The 22644-nt window shown below is 52.0% G+C and carries 19 protein-coding genes and 1 riboswitch; of the genes, 10 read left to right on the top strand and 9 right to left on the bottom strand.

What is annotated here, in order from left to right:
* Nucleotides 1-88 precede the first annotated feature (88 nt).
* The 4 genes from L2Y54_RS05960 to L2Y54_RS05945 all read left to right on the top strand — a co-directional run bounded on the left by L2Y54_RS05960 (nt 89) and on the right by L2Y54_RS05945 (nt 3645).
* A complete protein-coding gene (locus tag L2Y54_RS05960; RefSeq protein WP_236500882.1) occupies nt 89-1096 on the top strand; it encodes a TRAP transporter substrate-binding protein in 1008 nt (335 codons plus the stop codon).
* A gap of 141 nt (nt 1097-1237) precedes the next feature.
* Complete coding sequence (locus tag L2Y54_RS05955; RefSeq protein WP_236500881.1) at nt 1238-1858, top strand: TRAP transporter small permease; 621 nt, start codon at nt 1238-1240, stop codon at nt 1856-1858.
* Nucleotides 1855-3138 (top strand): TRAP transporter large permease, encoded by a 1284-nt coding sequence (locus L2Y54_RS05950; RefSeq protein ID WP_236500880.1) that lies wholly within the window; start codon nt 1855-1857, stop codon nt 3136-3138. The genes L2Y54_RS05955 and L2Y54_RS05950 overlap by 4 nt, the downstream gene beginning before the upstream one ends.
* 12 nt (nt 3139-3150) lie before the next feature.
* Nucleotides 3151-3645 carry a universal stress protein gene (locus tag L2Y54_RS05945; protein WP_236500879.1) on the top strand — a complete coding sequence of 165 codons (495 nt, stop codon included), beginning with the start codon at nt 3151-3153 and terminating at the stop codon, nt 3643-3645.
* A gap of 81 nt (nt 3646-3726) precedes the next feature.
* On the opposite strand, the gene fba is transcribed toward L2Y54_RS05945, so the two are convergent.
* The 5 genes from fba to tkt all read right to left on the bottom strand — a co-directional run bounded on the left by fba (nt 3727) and on the right by tkt (nt 10867).
* A complete protein-coding gene (fba, locus tag L2Y54_RS05940) occupies nt 3727-4791 on the bottom strand; it encodes a class II fructose-bisphosphate aldolase (RefSeq protein WP_236500878.1) in 1065 nt (354 codons plus the stop codon).
* A gap of 47 nt (nt 4792-4838) precedes the next feature.
* A complete protein-coding gene (pyk, locus tag L2Y54_RS05935; protein WP_236500877.1) occupies nt 4839-6254 on the bottom strand; it encodes a pyruvate kinase in 1416 nt (471 codons plus the stop codon).
* Nucleotides 6255-6414: 160 nt separating this feature from the next.
* A complete protein-coding gene (locus L2Y54_RS05930; RefSeq protein ID WP_236500876.1) occupies nt 6415-7596 on the bottom strand; it encodes a phosphoglycerate kinase in 1182 nt (393 codons plus the stop codon).
* A 192-nt stretch (nt 7597-7788) separates the two neighbouring features.
* Complete coding sequence (gene gap / locus L2Y54_RS05925) at nt 7789-8790, bottom strand: type I glyceraldehyde-3-phosphate dehydrogenase (protein WP_236500874.1); 1002 nt, start codon at nt 8788-8790, stop codon at nt 7789-7791.
* Between the two features lie 79 nt (nt 8791-8869).
* Nucleotides 8870-10867, bottom strand: a complete 1998-nt coding sequence (tkt, locus tag L2Y54_RS05920; protein ID WP_236500873.1) for a transketolase — start codon at nt 10865-10867, stop codon at nt 8870-8872.
* Between the two features lie 393 nt (nt 10868-11260).
* Nucleotides 11261-11337: riboswitch (S-adenosyl-L-homocysteine riboswitch) on the top strand.
* Nucleotides 11338-11363: 26 nt separating this feature from the next.
* On the opposite strand from tkt, the gene metK reads away from it, so the two are divergent.
* The 5 genes from metK (at nt 11364) to L2Y54_RS05895 (ending at nt 16963) form a co-directional block, all read left to right on the top strand.
* Nucleotides 11364-12527 (top strand): methionine adenosyltransferase, encoded by a 1164-nt coding sequence (gene metK, locus L2Y54_RS05915; protein ID WP_236500871.1) that lies wholly within the window; start codon nt 11364-11366, stop codon nt 12525-12527.
* Between the two features lie 21 nt (nt 12528-12548).
* Complete coding sequence (ahcY, locus tag L2Y54_RS05910; protein WP_236500870.1) at nt 12549-13955, top strand: adenosylhomocysteinase; 1407 nt, start codon at nt 12549-12551, stop codon at nt 13953-13955.
* Between the two features lie 104 nt (nt 13956-14059).
* Nucleotides 14060-15370 (top strand): class I SAM-dependent methyltransferase, encoded by a 1311-nt coding sequence (locus L2Y54_RS05905; protein ID WP_236500869.1) that lies wholly within the window; start codon nt 14060-14062, stop codon nt 15368-15370.
* Nucleotides 15363-16232: a methylenetetrahydrofolate reductase [NAD(P)H] gene (gene metF, locus L2Y54_RS05900; RefSeq protein ID WP_236500868.1), complete on the top strand. Its 870-nt coding sequence runs from the start codon at nt 15363-15365 to the stop codon at nt 16230-16232. Before L2Y54_RS05905 ends, metF begins: the two co-directional genes overlap by 8 nt.
* The gene (locus L2Y54_RS05895; protein WP_236500867.1) at nt 16232-16963 is read left to right on the top strand and encodes a 16S rRNA (uracil(1498)-N(3))-methyltransferase; all 732 of its coding nucleotides are present in this window, start codon (nt 16232-16234) and stop codon (nt 16961-16963) included. The genes metF and L2Y54_RS05895 overlap by 1 nt, the downstream gene beginning before the upstream one ends.
* A 2-nt stretch (nt 16964-16965) precedes the next feature.
* Here L2Y54_RS05895 and L2Y54_RS05890 read toward each other — a convergent pair whose 3' ends face one another.
* The 3 genes from L2Y54_RS05890 to hemL are packed head-to-tail and all read right to left on the bottom strand — an operon-like array spanning nt 16966 to nt 20477.
* A complete protein-coding gene (locus L2Y54_RS05890; RefSeq protein WP_236500866.1) occupies nt 16966-17925 on the bottom strand; it encodes an FHA domain-containing protein in 960 nt (319 codons plus the stop codon).
* Nucleotides 17913-19178, bottom strand: coding sequence for a S1 family peptidase (locus tag L2Y54_RS05885; RefSeq protein ID WP_236500865.1), 1266 nt, complete (start codon nt 19176-19178; stop codon nt 17913-17915). Before L2Y54_RS05885 ends, L2Y54_RS05890 begins: the two co-directional genes overlap by 13 nt.
* An 18-nt stretch (nt 19179-19196) precedes the next feature.
* Nucleotides 19197-20477: a glutamate-1-semialdehyde 2,1-aminomutase gene (gene hemL / locus L2Y54_RS05880; RefSeq protein ID WP_236500863.1), complete on the bottom strand. Its 1281-nt coding sequence runs from the start codon at nt 20475-20477 to the stop codon at nt 19197-19199.
* Between the two features lie 68 nt (nt 20478-20545).
* On the opposite strand from hemL, the gene L2Y54_RS05875 reads away from it, so the two are divergent.
* Nucleotides 20546-22039: a hypothetical protein gene (locus L2Y54_RS05875; protein WP_236500862.1), complete on the top strand. Its 1494-nt coding sequence runs from the start codon at nt 20546-20548 to the stop codon at nt 22037-22039.
* Here L2Y54_RS05875 and thiE read toward each other — a convergent pair.
* On the bottom strand, nt 21963-22589 hold the full coding sequence (gene thiE / locus L2Y54_RS05870) for a thiamine phosphate synthase (RefSeq protein WP_236500861.1): 627 nt from the start codon (nt 22587-22589) through the stop codon (nt 21963-21965). The genes L2Y54_RS05875 and thiE overlap by 77 nt on opposite strands.
* Nucleotides 22590-22644: the final 55 nt, after the last annotated feature.

Genomic DNA, 22644 nt, shown 5'->3' with positions numbered 1-22644 from the left:
ATAAAAAGACTTTGGTGCAATCCGCACTGTTGGCACGTTTCTTCCAATACTGAATCCGTGTTTAACCGCAATTCACTTGGAGAGAGAGATGAAAAAGACCCTGTTAACCCTGACGACTGCTGTTGCCCTTGGCTTGTTCAGCATGTATTCCTACGCTGCTGACCCGATCGTCATCAAGTTCAGCCACGTGGTTGCACCCGATACCCCGAAAGGTAAAGCGGCTGAAAAGTTCAAAACACTGGCTGAAGAAAAAACCAAAGGTGCGGTCAAGGTTGAAGTTTACGCCAACAGCACCCTCTACAAAGACAAGGAAGAAATGGAAGCCCTGCAAATGGGTGCGGTCCAGATGCTCGCACCGTCACTGGCGAAATTCGGCCCATTGGGGGTGAAAGATTTTGAAGTATTCGACCTGCCGTACATCTTTAAAAACTACGAAGACCTGCACAAAGTCACCAAAGGTGAAGTCGGTGCCAGCCTGTTAGCGAAACTCGAACCCAAAGGCGTGAAAGGTCTGGCATTCTGGGATAACGGTTTCAAGGTAATGAGTGCCAACAAGCCGCTGAAAACCCCGGATGATTTCAAAGGCTTGAAAATGCGCATCCAGTCTTCCAAAGTGATTGAAGCACAAATGCGGGCGCTCGGCGCAAACCCGCAAGTCATGCCGTTCTCTGAAACCTACCAAGCTCTGCAAACCGGCGTTGTGGACGGTACTGAAAACCCACCTTCCAACCTGTACACCCAGAAAATGCACGAAGTGCAAAAGCACGCCAGCGCGACCAACCACGGCTACCTCGGCTATGCGGTTATCACCAACAAGGATTTCTGGGACAAACTGCCGGAAGACGTGCGCAAGTCACTGGATGAAGCCATGCAAGAATCCACCGACTACGCCAACGAAATCGCCAAAGCCGACAACGACCAAGCATTGGAAGCGGTAAAAGCCAGCGGTAAAACCGAAGTTTACGTGCCTAGCGAAGACGAAATCAAAGCCCTGCAAGCCGCCCTGATGCCTGTCCATACCGAAATGGCAGAACGCATTGGCAAGGAAACCATTGACGCGGTTTACAAAGCGACTGGGTTTGAGGCGGGTAAATAAGAAGAAAACCCTCACCCCAACCCCTCTCCCAAAGGTAGAGGGGCTAAGAGACACTTCATTCTTGTTCCCCCTCTCCCCTTGAGGGAGAGGGGGCTAGGGGGTGAGGGGTCTCCCTTCTAATACATTTTGGAGGAGAAATGTATGAAGTGGTTCGATCATCTCGAAGAAGTATTGATTAGTGTCTTGCTGGCTGCCGCCACCATCGTGATTTTTGTGGCAGTGGTACACCGTTACGCTTCCGGCTTGCCGCTGGGTGCGTTCCAAGATTTTTTATTAAGCATTCACCTGAGCTGGGCGCAAGAGTTGTGCATTATCCTGTTCGTGTGGATGGCGAAATTTGGCGCAGCTTACGGGGTGCGTCAAGGCATTCACGTCGGCGTGGATGTGGTGGTAAACAATTTATCACCTGACAACCGCCGTATCACCACCATCGTCGCCTTGTGTGCGGGCGCATTTTTTACCGCATTAGTCGCGGTGCTGGGTTTTAATCTGGTGTGGCATAACGGCATGGCTTACGCAGTGTTAAGTACCTTGGGGATGGAAACTGCCCCGTATTACGAAGGGCCCACCACGCCGGATCTGGAATGGCGTACTTGGGTCGTGTATCTCGCTGTACCGCTTGGCTCGGCGTTGATGTGTTTCCGATTTCTGCAAGTGCTGGCGAATTACTGGAAAACGGGTGAATTGCCGCATCATGATCACGGGCATGTTGACGGCTTGCACGATACCGATCCATTCCCGGTAGTGGAGCAAAAGCCATGAGTGCCTTAATCATCTTTGGTTTGTTGATGTTGTTGATGCTCACCGGAATGCCCGTGTCGATTGCACTGGGGCTGACGGTGATGACCTTCCTGTTTACCATGACTTCCGTACCGGTGGAATCGGTGGCATTGAAGCTGTTCACGGGGATCGAAAAGTTCGAGATCATGGCGATTCCGTTTTTTATCCTTGCCGGGAATTTCCTCACTCACGGCGGGGTGGCGAAACGCATGGTCAACTTTGCCACCTCGATGGTCGGGCATTGGTTCGGCGGTTTGGGCTTGGCGGGCGTCTTGGCTTGCGCGTTGTTTGCAGCAGTTTCCGGCTCTAGCCCTGCAACGGTGGTGGCGATTGGTTCGATTCTGTTACCCGCCATGGTGAAAGCAGGTTTCCCCAAGGAATTTGGCGCGGGGGTCATCGCTTCTTCCGGTGGGTTAGGGATTTTGATTCCGCCCTCTATCGTCATGGTGATGTATGCGGTAGCAACCAACTCGTCGATTGGTGCATTGTTCATCGCCGGGGTAATTCCGGGGTTGATACTGACACTGTTCCTCGGTGGCACTACTTGGTATCGTGCCAAAAAAGGCAATTTCCCGCGTCAACCGAAAGCAAGCTGGAGGCAACGTCTGAAAGCCTTTAAAGATTCGGTCTGGGGCTTGATGCTGATCATCGTGGTCATGGGCGGGATTTACACCGGCATTTTCACCCCGACGGAAGCGGCAGCAATGAGTGCGGTGTATGCCTTTGTGATTGCGGTATTTGTTTACAAAGACTTGAGCCTAAAAGATATACCGCGTGTGCTGCTGAATTCCGCCAGCATGTCCGCCATGTTGCTGTACATTATCACCAACGCAGTGCTGTTCTCCTTCCTATTGACCAACGAAGGTATTCCGCAATCATTGGCGGGGTGGATGACTGAGCAAGGCATGGGCATTATCACGTTCCTGATTGCGGTGAATATCCTGCTGCTGTTGGCGGGTAATTTTATGGAACCGTCCAGCATTATGCTGATTTTCGCGCCGATTCTGTTCCCGATGGCAATGGCGTTGGGCATCCATCCGGTGCATTTCGGCATTATTATGGTGGTGAATATGGAAATCGGGATGATCACCCCGCCGGTGGGTTTGAACTTGTACGTCGCATCAGGAATTACCAAAATGGGCTTGTCAGCACTTACCGTGGCGGTATTGCCTTGGCTGTACACCATGTTGGCGTTCCTGATGCTGATCACGTATGTGCCGGAAATCAGCCTATGGCTGCCACGGGTAATGGGGATGCTGTAAGGAGCGATGAGCATGAGTGAAATAAAACCATTCCAAACCATTTTGTACGCCACCAATCTGGGTACGCACATGCGCCCGGTGTTCCGGCAGGCAATCAATCTGGCACGGATTCACAAGGCGAAAATCATTATGTTGCACGCGGTTGCGCCGATTGGCACGACCGGTTCAGCGATTTTGTCGATGTACATGCCGGGCAAGGAAATCCACGACATCGAACAGGAAAGTATGCAGCAGGTCATCGAAACCATGCGCGAACGCCTGAAAAACTACTGTGCGGAAGAAGACGACATCTGCAAGGATAAGGACGAGCTGATCGACAAGATTGCAGTCAGCGCGGGCAATCCGGCGGATGTGATTAACCATTACGCGGAAACGCACGGGGTGGATTTGATCGTGATTGGCAGCCATACGCGGCAAGCGAGTGGGCATACCATGCTGGGGTCAACAGCGCGGACAGTGACGCAGCATAGCAAAGTACCGGTGTTGATTATTCCGAATGGTGGTTAGAAGTTTAACCCGTTGAGGGGTTTGTAGAGACGCAATATTTTGCGTCTCTACGTTTTTTTCAACGCTAAGCGTTAAGCGGCATTACGACACTTTCGGGTCGAGCTTGCCAGCTTTGTATTGACCGAACATGATTTCCAGTGACACAGGCTTGATTTTGTCAGCCATGCCCGCAGTACCAAACGCTTCAAAGCGGTCTTTACAGATGCCTGACATCGCTTTGGTCGCTTCTTTCAGGAACTTGCGTGGATCAAAGTTAGCCTTGTTGTCAAACAAGTGCTTACGAATTGCACCAGTCGATGCCATCCGCAAATCCGTGTCGATGTTAACTTTACGTACACCGTGCTTAATGCCTTCAACGATTTCAGACACCGGTACGCCGTAGGTTTGACCCATGTCGCCGCCGTAGTTGTTGATGATTTCGAGCCAATCTTCTGGCACAGAAGAAGAGCCGTGCATAACCAAGTGAACGGTTGGAATGCGGGCATTGATTTCTTTCACGCGGTCGATACGCAGTACGTTGCCGGTAGGCTTCTTAGTGAACTTGTACGCACCGTGAGAAGTACCGATGGCAATTGCCAGCGCGTCAACGCCAGTCTTGCGCACGAAGTCAGCCGCTTCTTCTGGGTCAGTCAACAGTTGGGAATGATCCAACACGCCGTCAGCACCGTGACCGTCTTCTTCGCCCATCATGCCGGTTTCGAGTGAACCCAAGCAACCCAGTTCGCCTTCCACGGAAACGCCGCAAGCGTGCGCCAGTTCAACCACTTTACGAGTGGTTTCAACGTTGTATTCGTAGCTGGACGGGGTTTTGCCATCAGCCATCAAAGAACCGTCCATCATGACGGAGGTGAAACCAGACTGGATAGAACGGAAGCAAACCGCTGGCTCAGCACCGTGGTCTTGGTGCATAACCACCGGGATATGCGGGTACATTTCGACCGCTGCCAGTACCAGATGACGCAGGAACGGTTCGCCCGCGTAAGAACGCGCACCGGCAGAACCTTGCAAGATAACCGGGGAGTTGCACGCATCAGCCGCTTGCATGATGGCGTGGATTTGCTCCATGTTGTTAACGTTGAACGCTGGCATCCCGTAACCGTTTTCAGCCGCGTGATCCAGTAATTGACGCAAAGAAATCAAAGCCATGTTGTTCTCCTCAAAATGTTGTTTAAACTATTAACGTGTTGCGTGCCTTAGCCGTTTTGGTGCTCACCGACACGCAGAATCTTGAGCTGGTTAGTGCCGCCTTTCGTCCCCATCAAGTCACCTTTGGTAATAATGACCAGATCACCGTTTTCGACGATACCTTCTTTAATCATCAATTCGACCGCTTGACGGTTGGCTATTTTCGGGTCTTTCAACGGCTCATGCAATTTCACCGGATAAACCCCGCGATACATGCTCACCCGCCGCGCTGCTTCATCACTGGAAGTCAGCGCGTAAATCGGGATACCGGAACGAATCCGCGACATCCACAACGGTGTTGCACCCGATTCAGTCAACGCCGCAATCGCACGTACCCCCATGTGATTGGCGGTGTACATGGTAGCCATTGCAATGCCTTCGTCAATGCGCCCAAAACGGTCTTCCATGCGATGCCCAGAACGGCGGGTTTCATTGGAATTTTCCGCTTCCTTGCAAATCGCCGCCATCGTTTTCACCACGAGTGCCGGGTGTTTACCGGTCGCGGTTTCGCCGGACAACATTACCGCATCCGTACCATCCATGACCGCGTTCGCCACGTCGAAGACCTCCGCCCGCGTGGGGATGGGGTTTTCGGTCATGGTTTCCATCATTTGTGTGGCAGTAATCACCGCACGATTCAGGGTACGCGCCCGGCTGATCAAACACTTTTGCGCTTCCGGTAACTTGGCATCACCAATTTCCACCCCTAAATCACCGCGAGCAATCATAATCACGTCAGAAGCAAGAATGATTTCATCACGAATGGTGGGTTCCATCGTCTCAGCACGTTCCATTTTGGCAACGATAGCGGCTTTGCAACCGGCTTCCAATGCCAACCGGCGAGCCTCGTGAATATCGTCAGCAGAACGCGGGAACGATACTGCCAAGAAATCCACGCCAATACTGGCGGCAGCAGCAATGTCTTCCTTGTCTTTTTCGGTCAGGGCTTCGGCACTCAAGCCGCCGCCACGCCGGTTCAAACCCTTGTTATTGGAAAGAATACCACCGTTGATGGCACGGGTATGGATTTCCTGCCCCCGTACCTCCACGATTTCCAACACAATGCGCCCATCATCCAACCAGAGTTCATCCCCAGCTTTCACATCGTTGACCAACTCTTTGTAACCGAGGCCAACGCGCTCCTGGCTTCCGGCATCGCTGGCAAGCTCAGCATCCAAAATGAAAGCATCACCCGCTTTCAGGGTAATTTTACCGTCTTTAAAACGCGCAATGCGTAATTTAGGTCCTTGCAGGTCGCCGAGAATCCCGACAATGCGCCCCGCTTTGTGCGCCAACTCACGCACCAAAGCCGCACGCGCCGCGTGTTCTGCGTGGGTACCGTGCGAAAAATTCATTCGCACCACGTCCACACCTGCCAGAATAATCGCTTCGATTGCTTCTGGCGTATTGGTAGCAGGCCCCATGGTCGCTACAATTTTTGTCCTTCTCAATGGATTACCTATTAACTGTGTGCTGTAAAGTGCTTAGTTTATGCTTGTTTTATGTCATTTGTACGATCAAAAACGCTTGCCATCCCACGTAAGGGCGGTCGTAAGGGCGGTTCGCGAACCGCCCCTACAGAAATTAACCCTTAGCGCGTTCTTCCAACATGGCTACTGCTGGCAGGGTTTTGCCTTCGAGGTATTCGAGGAACGCACCGCCCGCCGTGGAGATATAAGAAATCTTGTCGTAAATGTCGTACTTCTGGATCGCTGCGATGGTGTCGCCGCCGCCTGCCAGTGTGAACGCTTTGGTTTCCGCCATTGCCATTGAAATCGCTTTAGTACCTTCGCCGAATTGGTCAAACTCGAAGACACCGACTGGGCCGTTCCAAACGACAGTACCAGCGTTCATGATAATGTCGACCAGCTCTTGTGCAGATTTAGGGCCGATGTCGAAAATCATGTCATCGTCTGCCACGTCTTTCGCGTCTTTCAGAACGGCAGGTTCGGCTGGATCAAATTTCTTGCCGCACACCACATCCACGGCGATGGGGATGATTGCTCCGCGTGCAGTCATTTTGGTAATCAGCGCGTTGGCAGTGTCAACCAAATCGTCTTCGCACAACGACTTACCGACGTTGTGACCGGTGGCTTTCAGGAAGGTGTTAGCAATCCCGCCACCCACAACCAACTGTTCGCACTTTTCAGACAGGGCTTCCAAAACGGTCAGTTTGGTGGAAACTTTAGAACCGCCGACGATTGCGACCATTGGACGTGCCGGGTTTGCCAATGCTTTATCCAAAGCAACCAGTTCTTCGGTCAGCAACATGCCAGCGGCTGCGACTGGGGCAAACATGCCGACACCGTAGGTAGAAGCTTCCGCACGGTGCGCAGTACCAAATGCATCCATGACGAATACGTCACACAGTGCCGCGTATTTCTTGGCGGTTTCTTCGACGTTTTTCTTTTCGCCTTTGTTAACGCGGCAGTTTTCCAGTACCACCAATTCGCCTTCAGCCACGTCAAAACCACCGTCAACCCAGTCTTTAATCAAGCGGACTTCTTTACCTAAACGTGCGGCAATATTGTCAGCAATCGGCTGCAAAGAAACGGCTTCAGACCACTCGCCTTCAGTCGGGCGACCCAAGTGGGAAGTGACCATTACTTTTGCACCCGCGTCCATTGCGTGCTGGATGGTCGCCATTGAAGCGGTAATGCGTGCGTCGGAAGTGACTTTGCCGTCTTTGACAGGAACGTTCAGGTCGGAACGGATCAGAACGCGTTTGCCCTTCAGATCCAGATCGGTCATTTTGATGAAAGCCATGTGGTGGAACTCCTTGCAGAAATCAAATCAGTCAAATAAAGCGTGGGGTGATTTATGTGACGGATCTGAAGATTACCCCCCCATCCCCAGCCCTTCCCCCGCAAGGGGGGAAGGGAGCAAGAGAACTGGAAAATGTGCCTCTTGTTCCCTCCCCCCTTGCGGGGGAGGGTTAGGGTGGGGGGAATTCTTCTCTTAGTTCGCTGCGACGTGCTCAACAAAGCGCAGCATGTTGCAGGTATAGCCGTATTCGTTGTCGTACCAAGCCACGATTTTTACGAAAGTGCTATCCAGCGCAATACCCGCTTCTGCATCGAAGGTAGACGGTGCAGTGTTGCCTACGAAGTCAGTCGATACGACTTTCTCGTCGGTGTAACCCAATACGCCTTTCATCGCGCCTTCAGAAGCTGCTTTCATGGCGGCACAGATGTCTTTGTAAGACGCTTCTGCATTCAGTTCAACCGTCAGGTCGACCACGGAAACGTCAGAAGTCGGCACGCGGAACGCCATACCGGTCAGTTTGCCCTTCAGCTCTGGCAGTACTACGCCAACCGCTTTAGCAGCACCGGTAGATGATGGAATGATGTTTTCCAAAATACCACGACCACCGCGCCAATCTTTCATGGAAGGGCCGTCAACAGTCTTTTGAGTAGCAGTTGCCGCGTGAACGGTAGTCATCAAACCACGCTTGATGCCCCAGTTGTCGTTCAGGACTTTTGCCACAGGTGCGAGGCAGTTAGTGGTGCAAGAAGCCGCAGAAATGATCGCTTGACCGGCATAAGTGCTGTGGTTTACGCCGTAAACGAACATTGGGGTAGTGTCTTTGGAAGGAGCAGACATGACCACTTTCTTCGCGCCCGCTTCGATGTGCTTTTGGCAGCCTGCTTCGTCGAGGAAGAAGCCCGTGCATTCCAAAATGATGTCAGCGCCGATTTCGCTCCATTTCAGGTTAGCCGGATCGCGTTCAGCGGTCAGACGTACCGTCTTGCCGTTAACGACCAAGTTGCTGCCATCAACCGCAACGTCACCGTTGAAACGACCGTGCACGGAGTCATATTTCAACATGTATGCGAGGTAGTCAGCCGCCAACAGGTCATTAATACCGACGACTTCGATACCGGGGAAATCTTTAGCGATAGCGCGGAAAGCCATACGACCAATACGGCCAAAACCATTAATACCAACTTTAATTGTCATGAAAAACTCCTCGAAAATTAATCAGATAAAATCAGTGGCAGCTCCCCTCCTCAGAAAAGCCGCCGGGGTGTCGTAATACTTACGCGACGCTATTGATAGCGTTCAACACATTTTCAGCCGTGAAGCCAAATTGCTTGAACAACTGACCTGCTGGCGCAGATTCGCCAAAGGTCGTCATGCAAATAACTTTACCATTCAGACCGACATATTTATACCAACCATCGCCAATAGCTGCTTCAACCGCTACGCGGGCAGTCACAGCGGCAGGCAATACCGATTCTTTGTACGCCGCATCTTGTGCATCGAACACATCGCAAGACGGCATGGAAACCACGCGCACTTTCTTATCAGATTGCGCTGCTGCTTCCATCGCCAATTCGACTTCAGAGCCGGTCGCAATCACGATCACGTCAGGTGTGCCGTCGGTGTCTTTCAACACATAGCCGCCTTTGGCGATATTGGCAAGCTGTGCCGCAGTACGTACCTGATGCTTCAGATTTTGGCGCGAGAAGATCAGCGTGCTAGGGCCTTTGTATTCAATCGCATGTTTCCACGACACAGCCGTTTCCACTGCATCACATGCACGCCATACGGACATACGTGGAATCATGCGCAGCGTTGGGATTTGCTCAACCGGCTGATGCGTCGGGCCGTCTTCGCCCAAACCGATGGAGTCATGGGTGTAAACGAAGATGCTTTGAATCTTCATCAACGCCGCCATACGCAACGCATTACGGGCGTATTCAGAGAACATCAGGAAGGTCGCACCGTAAGGCAGTAAGCCGCCGTGCAGAGCCACACCATTCATGATTGCGCTCATACCGAATTCGCGCACACCGTAAGACAGGTAGTTGCCGCTGAAATCTTGCGCTTTGTGATGCCCAGGGCTGATGTGCTTGCTGGACTTGTTGAAGGTATTATTGGAAGGTGTCAAGTCAGCCGAGCCGCCGAGGAATTCAGGCAGCAATGGTGCAAACGCATCCAGTGCATTTTTGGAAGCTACGCGAGTCGCCGGAGATTCTGCTTTCGCGTCAATCGCAGCAATGGCTTTCGCAGATTCTTCAGCCCAGTTAGCAGGCAATTCGCCCGCCATACGACGCTTGAATTCAGCCGCTTCTGCTGGGTAAGCCGCTGCATAAGCCGCAAACGTGCCGTTCCACGCTTCTTCAGCCGCTGCACCTTTCGCTTTAGCATCCCAACCAGCGTAAACATTAGCAGGAATGGCGAACGGTTCAGCGTTAGTCCAACCCAAGGCTTGGCGAGTCAAGGCGATTTCAGCATCACCCAACGGTGCGCCGTGGCAATCGTGTGAACCGGCTTTGTTGGGTGAACCAAAACCGATGGTGGTTTTGCAGCAAATCAGGGAAGGCTTGCCAGTTTCCGCTTTCGCTGCTTCTGTTGCCGCTTTGATCGCGTCAGCATCGTGACCGTCAACGCTCAGGACATGCCAGCCATAAGCTTCAAAACGCATCGGGGTATTGTCAGTGAACCAGCCATCCACTTCGCCGTCGATGGAGATGTTGTTGTCGTCGTAGAAGCAGATCAGTTTACCCAAACCCATTGTGCCTGCGAAAGAGCACGCTTCATGGGAAATACCTTCCATCAAGCAGCCATCGCCCAAGAACACGTAGCTGTAATGGTCAACAATGGTGTGACCCGGCTTGTTGAATTGTGCAGCGAGAATTTTTTCAGCCAATGCCATACCAACAGCGTTGGTAATACCTTGACCCAAAGGCCCTGTGGTCGTTTCAATACCCGGCGCATAACCGTATTCAGGATGCCCCGGTGTTCTGGAATGCAGTTGGCGGAACGCTTTCAGGTCATCCATGCTCAGGTCGTAACCTGTCAAGTGCAGCACGGAGTATGGCAACATTGAGCCATGCCCGTTGGACATGACGAAACGGTCACGGTTTGCCCAAGTAGGATTCTGTGGATTATGGGACATGAAATCGTTATAGAGGACTTCGGCAATGTCTGCCATGCCCATCGGTGCGCCCGGATGCCCGGAATTTGCTTTTTGTACGGCATCCATAGCCAAGACGCGGATTGCGTTAGCCAGCTCACGGCGTGTAGTCATTGACGGGTCTCCTGTAGTTTCAAAGTCTCGTTTTAACCCATCGACGGAATGATGGGCAACAGCAAGGCGTAATCCCAGTATTGGCTGCATCTATTATGACGCAACGCAGCAATAGGTTCACATTTTTTTCACAGACTGTTACCACTCAAGCGCGACCCAAAGTAGCAACAGGAACTCTCCGTATATTTATTATTCAGGGAAGAGTGAAGTACTTGTATTGTGTCGGACTTCTATGGCAGGAGCAACTCTCCCTTGTTGGATAGATAGCGCCCCAATTTGGGCTAAAATTTGTCACTTTCTTAGATAATGAATGATGCAACACAGGATTTTTTTCGTTATTATACCGCCCATCGGATGCTAGCTGGGCTAGTTAGCTGTCTGAAAAAACCCACGGTATCTGAGGAGCGTTGCGACGGGATGACCCGCCAGGCTCAGATAGTGGTTGCACATACCAACGGCGCTCAGTCATTTAATTTTTAGTTTTAGGAGAACATTAATGACTGAGAGAAGTTACCTCTTCACGTCCGAATCTGTTTCTGAAGGCCACCCAGACAAAATGGCGGATCAAATTTCCGATGCCATTTTGGATGCCATCATTGCCAAAGACCCTTACGCCCGTGTTGCGTGCGAAACTCTGACCAAGACCGGCATGGTCGTACTGGCAGGCGAAATTACCACCACTGCGGAAATCGACTACGAAGGCATCGTGCGTGGCGTGGTCAATGACATCGGCTACAACAATTCCGAAATCGGCTTTGACGGTCACACGTGCGCGGTGATCAATGCACTCGGCAAGCAATCCCCTGACATCGCGATGGGCGTTGACCGTGCGAAACCAGAAGACCAAGGCGCGGGCGACCAAGGCTTGATGTTCGGTTACGCCAGCAATGAAACTGACGTTTTGATGCCAGCTGCACTGACTTACGCCCACCGTTTGGTGAAGCAACAAGCGGATATGCGCAAAAACGGCACATTGCCTTGGCTGCGCCCTGATGCAAAATCCCAAGTTACTGTGCGTTACGAAGACGGCAAAATCGTTGCTATCGACGCAGTAGTTTTGTCCACCCAACACAGCCCGGACATCAGCCTTGATGACCTGCGCATGGGTGTGATGGAACACGTTATTTTCCCTGTCCTGCCAACTGAATGGCTGCACAAGGACACCAAATTCCACATCAACCCAACCGGCAACTTCGTAATCGGCGGCCCTGTTGGCGACTGCGGTTTAACCGGACGTAAAATCATCGTTGACACTTACGGTGGTATGGCGCGTCACGGCGGCGGCGCATTCTCCGGCAAAGACCCATCCAAAGTTGACCGTTCTGCGGCTTACGCGGGTCGTTACGTGGCGAAAAACATCGTCGCGGCTGGCTTGGCGGATCGTTGCGAAATTCAAGTCTCCTACGCTATCGGTGTCGCGCAACCGACTTCCATCACGGTTGAAACCTTCGGCACGAACAAAGTCGATGAAACCCTGATCGAAAATCTGGTACGCGAACACTTCGACCTGCGTCCTTATGGCATCACCAAAATGCTGGATCTGTTGCGCCCGATTTACCGTGGCACTGCCGCTTACGGTCACTTCGGTCGTGATGATCTCGACCTGCCTTGGGAACGCACTGACCGCGCTGACGCATTACGCGCTGCTGCTGGTTTGTAAAAATATTTAGGAGATTACAACATGACTACTTTTAACGACTATATCGTCGCCGATATGGGCTTGTCTGCTTGGGGCCGTAAAGAACTCAACGTCGCCGAACACGAAATGCCGGGTTTGATGTCGATTCGCAAAGAATTCGCTGCATCCAAGCCATTGGCGGGTGCGCGTATCGCGGGTTCACTGCACATGACCATCCAAACTGGCGTGTTGATCGAAACCCTGACTGCACTGGGCGCAGACGTGCGCTGGGCTTCTTGCAACATCTTCTCCACGCAGGACCACGCCGCCGCCGCCATTGCACAAGCAGGCGTTCCGGTATTCGCGTACAAAGGCGAATCACTGGAAGAATACTGGGATTACACCCACAAAATCTTCGAGTGGCCGAATGGCGAACAAGCGAACATGATTCTGGATGACGGCGGCGATGCTACGCTGCTGCTGCATTTGGGCGCACGCGCTGAACAAGACCCTAGCTTGGTTGCCAAACCTGAATCTGAGGAAGAAACCTTTCTGTACGCCGCTATCCGCAAGCGTTTGGAAACCTCCCCGAACTGGTACAGCAGCCGTTTAGCAGAAATCCGTGGTGTTACTGAAGAAACCACCACCGGGGTTCACCGCCTGTATCAAATGTACGCACGCGGCGAGCTGAAATTCCCAGCGATCAACGTCAACGATTCCGTTACCAAATCCAAATTCGACAACCTGTACGGCTGCCGCGAATCACTGGTCGACAGCATCAAGCGTGCTACCGACGTGATGATTGCGGGCAAAGTCGCACTGGTTTGCGGTTACGGCGACGTAGGCAAAGGCTCTGCGCAAGCTTTACGCGCCCTGTCTGCACAAGTCTGGGTAACAGAAATCGACCCGATTTGCGCCCTGCAAGCGGCAATGGAAGGCTACCGCGTGGTAACAATGGAATACGCGGCTGACAAAGCCGACATTTTCGTCACCGCGACCGGCAATTTCCACGTCATCACCCATGACCACATGGCTGCGATGAAAAACGAAGCCATCGTCTGCAATATCGGTCACTTCGATAACGAAATCGACGTAGCTTCACTGGAACAGTACGAGTGGGACGAAATCAAGCCACAAGTTGACCACGTGATCTTCCCTGACGGCAAGCGCATCACGCTGCTGGCAAAAGGGCGTTTGGTGAACCTAGGCTGTGCGACAGGGCATCCGTCTTACGTCATGTCTTCTTCGTTTGCCAACCAAACCATTGCGCAAATCGAGTTGTGGACAGAACGCGATTCCGGCAAATACCCGATTGGCGTTTACACCCTGCCGAAGCATTTGGACGAAAAAGTTGCTCGGTTGCAGTTGAAAACCCTCAACGCGCAACTCAGCACCTTGACCGAAAAGCAAGCGCAGTACATTAACGTCGCAGTGGAAGGGCCTTACAAGGCTGACCATTACCGTTATTAAGATTAGTTAGAATTGGATGTGTTGTCGGACTGAAGTCCGACCTACGGGGTTACTGTAGGTTGGGCTTTAGCCCGGTATCTTTGTTAGGGTTAAAGGCAATCACCATGCAAAATGATCGGGTCGTTTGGTACAACCCGCGTCCTGTCACTACGGATGCCTGTCGGGTCTGTGGCAATACTCACCATAACCACCTCATTCTGACAGTTGCGCATTGGGCGACCGATTTGGGCATTATGGATGTGGCGAAGTGCGGCGACTGTGGCAGTGCGTGGTTTCCGAATATGGAACGTTTTCTCGTCCCGTATCCTGATACCCAGATTATTCTGCAAGACCCCGATTTTCCCTACTATATCTACCATTACTTAGAAATCGTGGGCGGGCTAGACTGGAAAGTGAGTTTATTAGAACGCTTGCCGTTTGCCCAATTCCGTTCTGTGTTAGAAATCGGCGGCAATGCTGGAGTTACGCTGGATTATTGCCGCACACAATGGAATGCCGAAACGGTCATAGGATTAGAACCTTCGGCCTACGGTCTGATAGGTTCACGCTTGCTGGAAATACCGATCCTTCCACAGTATTTGCATGAAGCTACTAGCATTCAAGATCAGCCATTCGACTGCATTTACGCGACCGAAGTCTTGGAACATGTGTCTGACCCGTTGGCTTTTCTGCAAGAAATCAAACGCGCATTAACATCCAATGGCATCCTGCTATTAACCACACCGAGGGCTGGCGCATTAAATCTGCAAACGCCAGCGGGTGAGTTACTCGCCGCGTTGTCACCGGGAGCGCATTACTTCTTGCTGTCGCCGGAGAAATTGGCGGATTTAGCAAGCCAAGCCGGTTTCGCATGGTGTCACATCGAGCCATTCGGCATGACGCAAGTGTGTGTATTAGCCGATCACCCCGTTGCATTGGCAAACCACGTCTGGGCAACGCCGCGTATTCGCGATTACTATCAACGCAAAACCAGCCAAACCGTCGCAGATGCGCGGGTGCTGTTGGGGCATTGGCTCAACTACCACACCTACACCTGCCAGATGGGGCTGCCTGTCGAAGCGACGGTCATTGCTAAAATTGAAACAGCATTGCAGACATTGTTCGACATTGATCTAACGCAGCCGCAAGGCCTGCTGGAACGGGTCGCGGCAACGGATTCTTTAGTGAGTTTGGGCAAGATCATGCCTTATGCTCTGCCCTATTATTTATACTGGCGCGGTGGCGATTACCTGCCTGTCGCCGAATTGCTGGTGTTGCAAGGGTTAAAGGTGGATTTTCAAAACTTGTTTGTTTACGACGCGCTGCTGGAGAAAATCCGTGCCGCCCAACCACAAACACCCATCTCACTTTACCAACGCTTTCAATCCCAATTAAAGCGGTTCCGTAACCGCTTGGTGAGACACAATCATGACTGACGACCATCAACACGATCATCATCACGATGATCTAATTTTCAGCTTCGAGTTTTTCCCGCCGAAGACTGACAAGGGTGCGGAGAACTTACGCGCAGTACGTAACGAATTAGCGGCATTAAACCCGCGTTTCTTTTCCGTCACTTACGGCGCGGGCGGCTCAACGCAAGCAAACACATTGAACACCGTGCTGGAAATCCAACGCGATTCCGGCATTGAAGCCGCGCCGCATTTGTCGTGCGTCGGTTCGAGTGCTGAACAAATCCGCGAGATTCTGGACACCTACCGCAATAACGGCATCAAGCACATTGTCGCCTTGCGCGGTGATTTGCCGTCCGGCTCACGCGATTTGGGGCAATTCCGCTACGCCAACGAGCTGGTGGAATTTATCCGCAAGGAAACCGGCGACCATTTCAATATCGAAGTAGCGGCTTACCCCGAAATGCACCCGCAAGCCCCCAACCTCAAAGTCGACATTGACAACTTTTTGCGCAAAGTCAATGCGGGCGCGAACAGTGCGATTACCCAATACTTCTTCAATGCGGATGCGTATTGGCATTTTGTGGATGAATGCGTGAAAAAGGGCGTGGAAATCCCCATCGTCCCCGGCATTATGCCGATCACCAATTATTCACAACTGGCGCGTTTTTCGGATATGTGTGGGGCAGAAATTCCGCGCTGGTTGCGTAAGCAACTGGAAACCTATGCAGATGATGTGGAATCCATCGCCAAATTCGGTGAGGAATTCATTAGCCTACTGTGTGAAAACTTGCTGGAAACGGGTGCGCCCGGCTTGCATTTCTATACAATGAATCGGGTTGAACCGACCATGAGTATTTGGAAAAACATTGGGTTGGCAGACTAATGCGCGTCCCGCGTTTTTACGTCCCGCAATCTTTCGCGGTCGGGCAGGAATTTACCTTGCCCGACACGACATTTCGCCATGCCGTACAGGTGTTGCGCTTGGGCGTGGGCGAACAGCTAATTCTATTTAACGGCGAAGGCGGCGAATATTTCGCACAGATAAGCAACGTCAGCAAACGTAGCGCATCCGTCCAGATTGACAGCTTTTCCGCAATTGACACCGAATCTCCCGCTCACCTCACCCTCGTGCAAGCCGTCATCAAGCCCGACAAGATGGATTTTGCCCTGCAAAAAGCCGTGGAGCTGGGGGTAAATACCATCCAACCGCTAATCACGCAGCGCAGCGTAGTCCGCATCAGCAAAGAGCAGGTGGATAAAAAATTGCAGCATTGGGAAGGCATTGTGGTGGCGGCTTGCGAACAATCAGGACGCACCCGAATGCCGACCGTGCAAGCACCGTTAACGCTGGAACGTTGGCTGGCAACGCCTTGTACGGGTACGCGGCTGATTCTCGCGCCCGGTGATTTTCCGCGCATTAACGCCCTACCCGCAGATTTACCCACACCGATTGCGCTATTGATTGGCCCAGAAGGTGGGTTTACCGATGAGGAAGTAGAAACCTGTGTGCAAGCTGGGGTAATACCCGTCTCGTTAGGGCCACGGATATTGCGAGCGGAAACGGCAAGTAGCGCGGCACTGGCCTTGCTCCAGCACCGCTTTGGGGATCTTTGAACTTATTCGTCTGCTAATTGCGACGGCAAAGCGTCTGCGGCGCGTTGCAAATACGTATCCAATGACAACGGTGGATTCGCATGGATATTCAGCGAACTCAGTTCTTGATGGTAATACGGCTCGCTGGAAAACTCATTTGCCATCGTTACTTGATCCAACACGCTAATTGCCCTCAAGCCTAGCGGCAGCGCACTCAAGACCAAGGCAATGCCCAAAGCGGGCAAACGTTTCTGACTTAATACCCAATGCAGATAGGCATACAACAACGCCGGTATCAGCACAAAACCACTGAAACCGGTCATGAGCCAAGTAAACGGCGCATCCGATGTCAGGAAATAACTCAACCAGCCGCTTATTTCTTCCAATACCATTGGCACCAAGTTAAACAATGACACCACACTCAACGCCGGAGCAAACTCCCAACGGTGCGTGAACAGCCGCGTAATGCCACTGATCACCAAAGTCGCAAACAGCATCCACACCAAGGTCGGCAGTATCCCGCTGATGTAATAGAGCGGTTCTTTAGCGACCGCCACATTCAAATAGTCATTCAGCAACAGTGATAGCACCGTCAACAACAACAGCAACGCTGCCCACAACGGCTTACAAAAAGGCATAAACAAACCCGCACAACGACTCACGTGCGTGGTTTCTACCGGCATTTCCGTTGATGCCAAACGCAACTTACGGTTGCCCAGCAATAACTGACTGGGGATCGGCACCTGTACCGGCTGCACCCCAAGCTGGTGCTTATTCAGGCGCGTACCGTTTTCACTCGACAAATTGTGGGCAAATACCTGCCCCTCGGCATCTTGCTCCAAACGCAAATGGTAAGGCGACACCGAGTTATCGGACAAAATTAAATCATTATCCAGCGCCCGCCCAATCGTTACCGGAAACTGCTCCAAACGGTGGTACTGATTCAAACCGCGTGTGTGGATTTCAAGAATCATTTTTGCCATTTGAAATCCCCCAACATGCGCTGCAACAACGCCATGCCACTTTCAAAGGTCGTGCCCGTCATATCCAAATTGAACAGCATCCCCTGACGCTTATGCCCCACCAAAGCCGCCGTCACCAACAAATCACTCAGCCCGGTGTAATTGAGGTAATCACGCCGACACACGCTCATTTTGAATTCCTGTCCCGCAATCAGCGTAAAATCGGTAAAACACTCAAAATTGGTCACATCTTGTTCGCCAGCCCCACTCGCGGAAACACTGACATTCATCGCCTCATAGTGGCGGTAAAAACGTGCCGGAGTCATTTCCCCCGCATCCAACCACACGTACTCGTAGTCCAAAGTTCCCACTTCCAGATCATCATCCAGATAAATACTGCTCTCATTGCTGCATTGGGTGAAATACGAGCGCATTAAATTACCCGGTATCGGCTTATCACTGTTATCCCAGCACCGCACCACGCTGGTGACATCCATCGGCACTTTGAAATTTCCCAACTGCTGAAACGTCCACTCCCGCTTCTGCAAATTTTGTACGTACTTATCGGCGTTGTTTTTCAATTGCTCAGTAATACGCTGCCCAATATCCGCATCTGCCTGAAACCCGGTCAGTTTCAAACGTTCCAAAATGATTGCCAAATAGTCAGCAGGCACAAGGTAACTCAAACCATTGCCCGACGTCGCCACATTGATCCCCACCACATTCTTGTTTTCGTCCAGCGTAGGGCCACCACTCATCCCAGAATTAAGGCTACCAGAAAACAAGATATTGTTATCATCACTGGATTTCATTACCCCGTTATTCGTGCCTTCCACAATCGAAAAGCCTTTATCCATCGGATTACCTAAGGAATACAACCGCGCCCCCTTGGGTGGAATCTTCGCAATTTGCAAGGGCTTGCCTAGGTTGGTATCGGCTTTCAAGACGGCAAGGTCATGCAATACATCCACTGCCAGCAATTCTAAGCGCCCGGTATTGCCGGAAGTCGATAAATAATCCAGCGCAAAATCGCCTTCTGGATTATTGATGTAGGTGCTGACCACGTGATAATTGGTCGCAATAATATCCGGGCGCATCACCACAAACGCCGAACCAATCGCGGTTTTTTTGCCGGTTTGCTGATTAATCACCCGCACCTGATACACCGACGCCTCAACATCGGAATAAATGGAAGACGAACTGTTTTCCGCAAACGACGACGCAGCAACCCCTAACCACAGGGTCGCCAACACAAGCAAAAGTCTTAACGACACGTAGGCATTCCTTAGCGCTTATAAGCTGGCAAATACGTCTTTAGCAATCGCAATGGTTTCATCCAAATCGGCTTGGGTATGAGCATTGGATACAAATCCCGCCTCATACGCGGATGGTGCAAGATACACGCCACGATCTAACATGCCGTGGAAAAAGCGGTTGAACTGTTGAATATTGCATTGCGTCACTTGTGCGTAAGTGTCAATGCGCGATTCAGTGGTGAAGAACAAGCCGAACATCCCCCCCACTTGCTGAGTGATAAACGGCACACTGGCAGCGTCGGCGGCTTGCTGCAAACCTTCCAACAAATACGTGGTTTTACTGGTCAGTTCTGCGTAGAAATCATCGCGGGAAATGATTTCCAACATTTTCAACCCCGCTGTCATCGCAATCGGGTTGCCAGATAAAGTGCCAGCCTGATACACCGCACCCAATGGTGACAGATGTTCCATAATGTCACGTCTGCCGCCAAACGCACCGACTGGCATTCCACCGCCGATGATTTTACCCAGCGTGGTAATGTCGGGTTTAACGCCGTACACCTGCTGCGCCCCGCCCAATGCCACCCGAAAGCCGGTCATGACTTCATCGAAAATCAATACCGCACCCGACTGATCACAGACATCACGCAAAGTTTCGAGGAAACCTTCCACGGGCGGGATGCAGTTCATATTGCCGGAAACAGGTTCGACAATAATGCAGGCAATTTCATGCCCACGCGCCGCGAACACTTCGCGCACCTGTGTGCTATTGTTATAGTCAAGCGTCAGGGTGTATTGCGCCAATTCCGCTGGCACACCGGGGGAACTCGGTTGTCCAAACGTCAATGCACCCGAACCGGCTTTCACCAGCAACGAGTCGCCATGCCCATGATAGCCCCCTTCAAACTTGACCAAGAAGTTACGCCCGGTAAAACCACGCGCCAAGCGAATCGCCGACATCGTGGCTTCTGTGCCCGAACTGGTCATGCGCACCATCTCAATGGACGGCATAATGGCGCAAATGCGCTCCGCCATCGTGATTTCCAATTCGGTAGGCGCACCGTAGCTCAAACCATCCACCGCAGCGGCTTGCACCGCAGCGACCACTTCGGGGTGAGCATGACCGGCGACCATTGGCCCCCACGAACCGACGTAATCAATCAGACGATTGCCGTCCGCATCCCACATATACGCCCCTTGAGCGCGGGCAATAAACCGGGGAGTACCGCCGACGCTACGAAAAGCCCGCACCGGGGAATTGACCCCGCCGGGAATGGAATGTTTGGCTTGCTCAAATAACGTTTCAGAACGGGTCACGGCTGGCATCCTTGGCAGAATTGACGATAACAGGAAAAGGTTAACAATCTTACGCGAGAGGCTAACGCTTGAATAGTTACAAACTAGGTTTCGGATTATTAGTAGCCATTGCGCTTACGCTAGCTTACCTATACGGCAAGCCAGACACACCGGCTGCACCCTCGCTGTCAGTCCCCACAGTAGCACACCTTGACATCACGAATACAGCCGCACGTTTTCCTTTTGCCGCCCCGCCACCATTGGCAGAAACGCCAGAGCGTAACAGCGCACCCCCTGTACCTGATGCATCATCGGGAAATCCTGCATTATTGGCTATGCTTGAACCCTTGCTCAGTGAAATCAACACCACTTTGCTGGAAATTTCTAGCTTGCAACAACTTATCTATAACCCCTATGACCCGTATCAACAAGCCGACGAAGCCATCCGCGAAGCCTATCAACCACGGGTTGATGATTTATCCCTGCATCTTGAAAAGCTCTTTGCCCAAGCCAAGGATATTTCCATTCCCCACACCCTTCGCGCCATGTGGGAACAAACTCTTAACCTAGGGCTGGAAGACCCTGCCAGTTCCCAAGCATTAAGCCTGATAAGTATCTCGCTGGATGATACCTTGTTTGAAGACATGCTCACGGTATTAGCCGCAGGCGAATATTCGGGCATAGCACGTTCCAATTTAGCGTACAGCGCCTTATTACCCCCCGAAACCCGCTACTATGACGGCAACGTAGGCGCGACAACCACCGAACGCGCCACCCCACGCCAGCAACGCATCAAAGATTTTCTCGAAACCCAATTCCTGCGTGAAAGTGACCCGGAAGTCTTGAGTACCTACCTGAATATCTATCACACCATGTCACAAGATGCGCATGGCTTAGTACCCGCAACACAATTTGCACAACAACTGGAACAGTTACGCAGTCAAATTAGCCCGGATCAATATTTCGGTTTCCGTTTGCAGCAACAGGCACTGACCGACCCCAACACCGATGTCAGCACCCTATTGCGCGACATCAACAGCAACCCCATGACCTCGCAACAACGCCAAAGCATGATGGCAATGCTCAGCAATAGCATTTTCATGGAACTCTCCCCCAATGCGGCGGAAACCAACGCCAACCGGGTAATACCAGAACAACACCAGCAATTGCTATTGCAATACCTCGAAACTGGCATAGCGCAACCCACCCTGCAAGACCGTTACGCACTCTCCGACTACGGAACCCAACGCTATGCAATGGAATTACTCAAACACCGCGAACGCGCCGATGACACGTATTACCAACGCATTATCGACAGCAAAGTATTGGCAGAACAGGTGGGCTTAATCTTAGGCTCACACATGGGCGGCCCCCCCATTCTGGAAAAGCTGCAAAACAATACGGCATTACGCCAACGCCTTACCACCCAACTGCAACAAACCCATTTAAGCGCGGATGCCCGCTCAGCATTACAGGATGCGCTCAGCACGATCACACCCGAACCCGCTATACTAGAGCCGGAATATAGCCCCGAATCAATGCCTGATAGCGTGCAGCCTGATGCTCAATCGCAGGGTTATTAAACACATCGGTAATCACCGCGAGCATATCCGCGCCATTTGCCAGCAAATCAGGGGCATTTTCCAGCGTAATACCACCGATAGCGCAAATGGGTAGAGCGAGTTGTTGACGTGCTTGGTGCAATAATTCTAGCGTAGCGCGGGGCGCGTTCGGTTTGGTGGGTGAGGGGAAAAAGCTGCCGAAGGCGATGTAATCCGCGCCCTGCTCTGCTGCATTCAGTGCCAGCTCTAGCTGGTTGTAGCAGGATACGCCAATGATCGCGGCTTTGCCCAAAGCCTCTCGTGCAGTACTCAAGGCGGAATCATCGCGCCCCACATGCACTCCATCCGCTTGCACGGCTTTTGCCAACGCCACATCGTCGTTGATGACGAAAAGTGCGTGGTGTTGCTGACAGAGTGAGCGCAAGGCAGCCGCTTCTTGTTCGCGACGTGCTTGATCGGTGGTTTTGTCGCGGTATTGCACGATAGCTGCACCGCCGCGCAGGGCTTGTTCGACTTTGCTTAACAATATCTCGCCGGTTGAACCGTCGGTGATGACGTAGAGTCCTTGCATGGGATTACCTTTGCTTGTCTTGAACTGGGATTTACAAGATTAAAGGATTATCAGG

It is taken from the genome of Thiothrix winogradskyi (genome assembly GCF_021650935.1).
Lineage (GTDB): Bacteria > Pseudomonadota > Gammaproteobacteria > Thiotrichales > Thiotrichaceae > Thiothrix > Thiothrix winogradskyi.
This window is presented reverse-complemented; position numbering and strand designations above follow the sequence as displayed.

What these genes read in the sequence shown, in the direction of transcription:
- pyk (WP_236500877.1), bottom strand. Translation starts at nt 6,254, where the DNA reads ATGGGGCCTGCTACCAATACGCCAGAAGCAATCGAAGCGATTATTCTG.
- fba (WP_236500878.1), bottom strand. Translation starts at nt 4,791, where the DNA reads ATGGCTTTGATTTCTTTGCGTCAATTACTGGATCACGCGGCTGAAAAC.
- L2Y54_RS05930 (WP_236500876.1), bottom strand. Translation starts at nt 7,596, where the DNA reads ATGGCTTTCATCAAAATGACCGATCTGGATCTGAAGGGCAAACGCGTT.
- gap (WP_236500874.1), bottom strand. Translation starts at nt 8,790, where the DNA reads ATGACAATTAAAGTTGGTATTAATGGTTTTGGCCGTATTGGTCGTATG.
- L2Y54_RS05895 (WP_236500867.1), top strand. Translation starts at nt 16,232, where the DNA reads ATGCGCGTCCCGCGTTTTTACGTCCCGCAATCTTTCGCGGTCGGGCAG.
- metK (WP_236500871.1), top strand. Translation starts at nt 11,364, where the DNA reads ATGACTGAGAGAAGTTACCTCTTCACGTCCGAATCTGTTTCTGAAGGC.
- thiE (WP_236500861.1), bottom strand. Translation starts at nt 22,589, where the DNA reads ATGCAAGGACTCTACGTCATCACCGACGGTTCAACCGGCGAGATATTG.
- ahcY (WP_236500870.1), top strand. Translation starts at nt 12,549, where the DNA reads ATGACTACTTTTAACGACTATATCGTCGCCGATATGGGCTTGTCTGCT.
- L2Y54_RS05960 (WP_236500882.1), top strand. Translation starts at nt 89, where the DNA reads ATGAAAAAGACCCTGTTAACCCTGACGACTGCTGTTGCCCTTGGCTTG.
- L2Y54_RS05955 (WP_236500881.1), top strand. Translation starts at nt 1,238, where the DNA reads ATGAAGTGGTTCGATCATCTCGAAGAAGTATTGATTAGTGTCTTGCTG.
- L2Y54_RS05950 (WP_236500880.1), top strand. Translation starts at nt 1,855, where the DNA reads ATGAGTGCCTTAATCATCTTTGGTTTGTTGATGTTGTTGATGCTCACC.
- tkt (WP_236500873.1), bottom strand. Translation starts at nt 10,867, where the DNA reads ATGACTACACGCCGTGAGCTGGCTAACGCAATCCGCGTCTTGGCTATG.
- L2Y54_RS05905 (WP_236500869.1), top strand. Translation starts at nt 14,060, where the DNA reads ATGCAAAATGATCGGGTCGTTTGGTACAACCCGCGTCCTGTCACTACG.
- L2Y54_RS05945 (WP_236500879.1), top strand. Translation starts at nt 3,151, where the DNA reads ATGAGTGAAATAAAACCATTCCAAACCATTTTGTACGCCACCAATCTG.
- metF (WP_236500868.1), top strand. Translation starts at nt 15,363, where the DNA reads ATGACTGACGACCATCAACACGATCATCATCACGATGATCTAATTTTC.
- L2Y54_RS05890 (WP_236500866.1), bottom strand. Translation starts at nt 17,925, where the DNA reads ATGGCAAAAATGATTCTTGAAATCCACACACGCGGTTTGAATCAGTAC.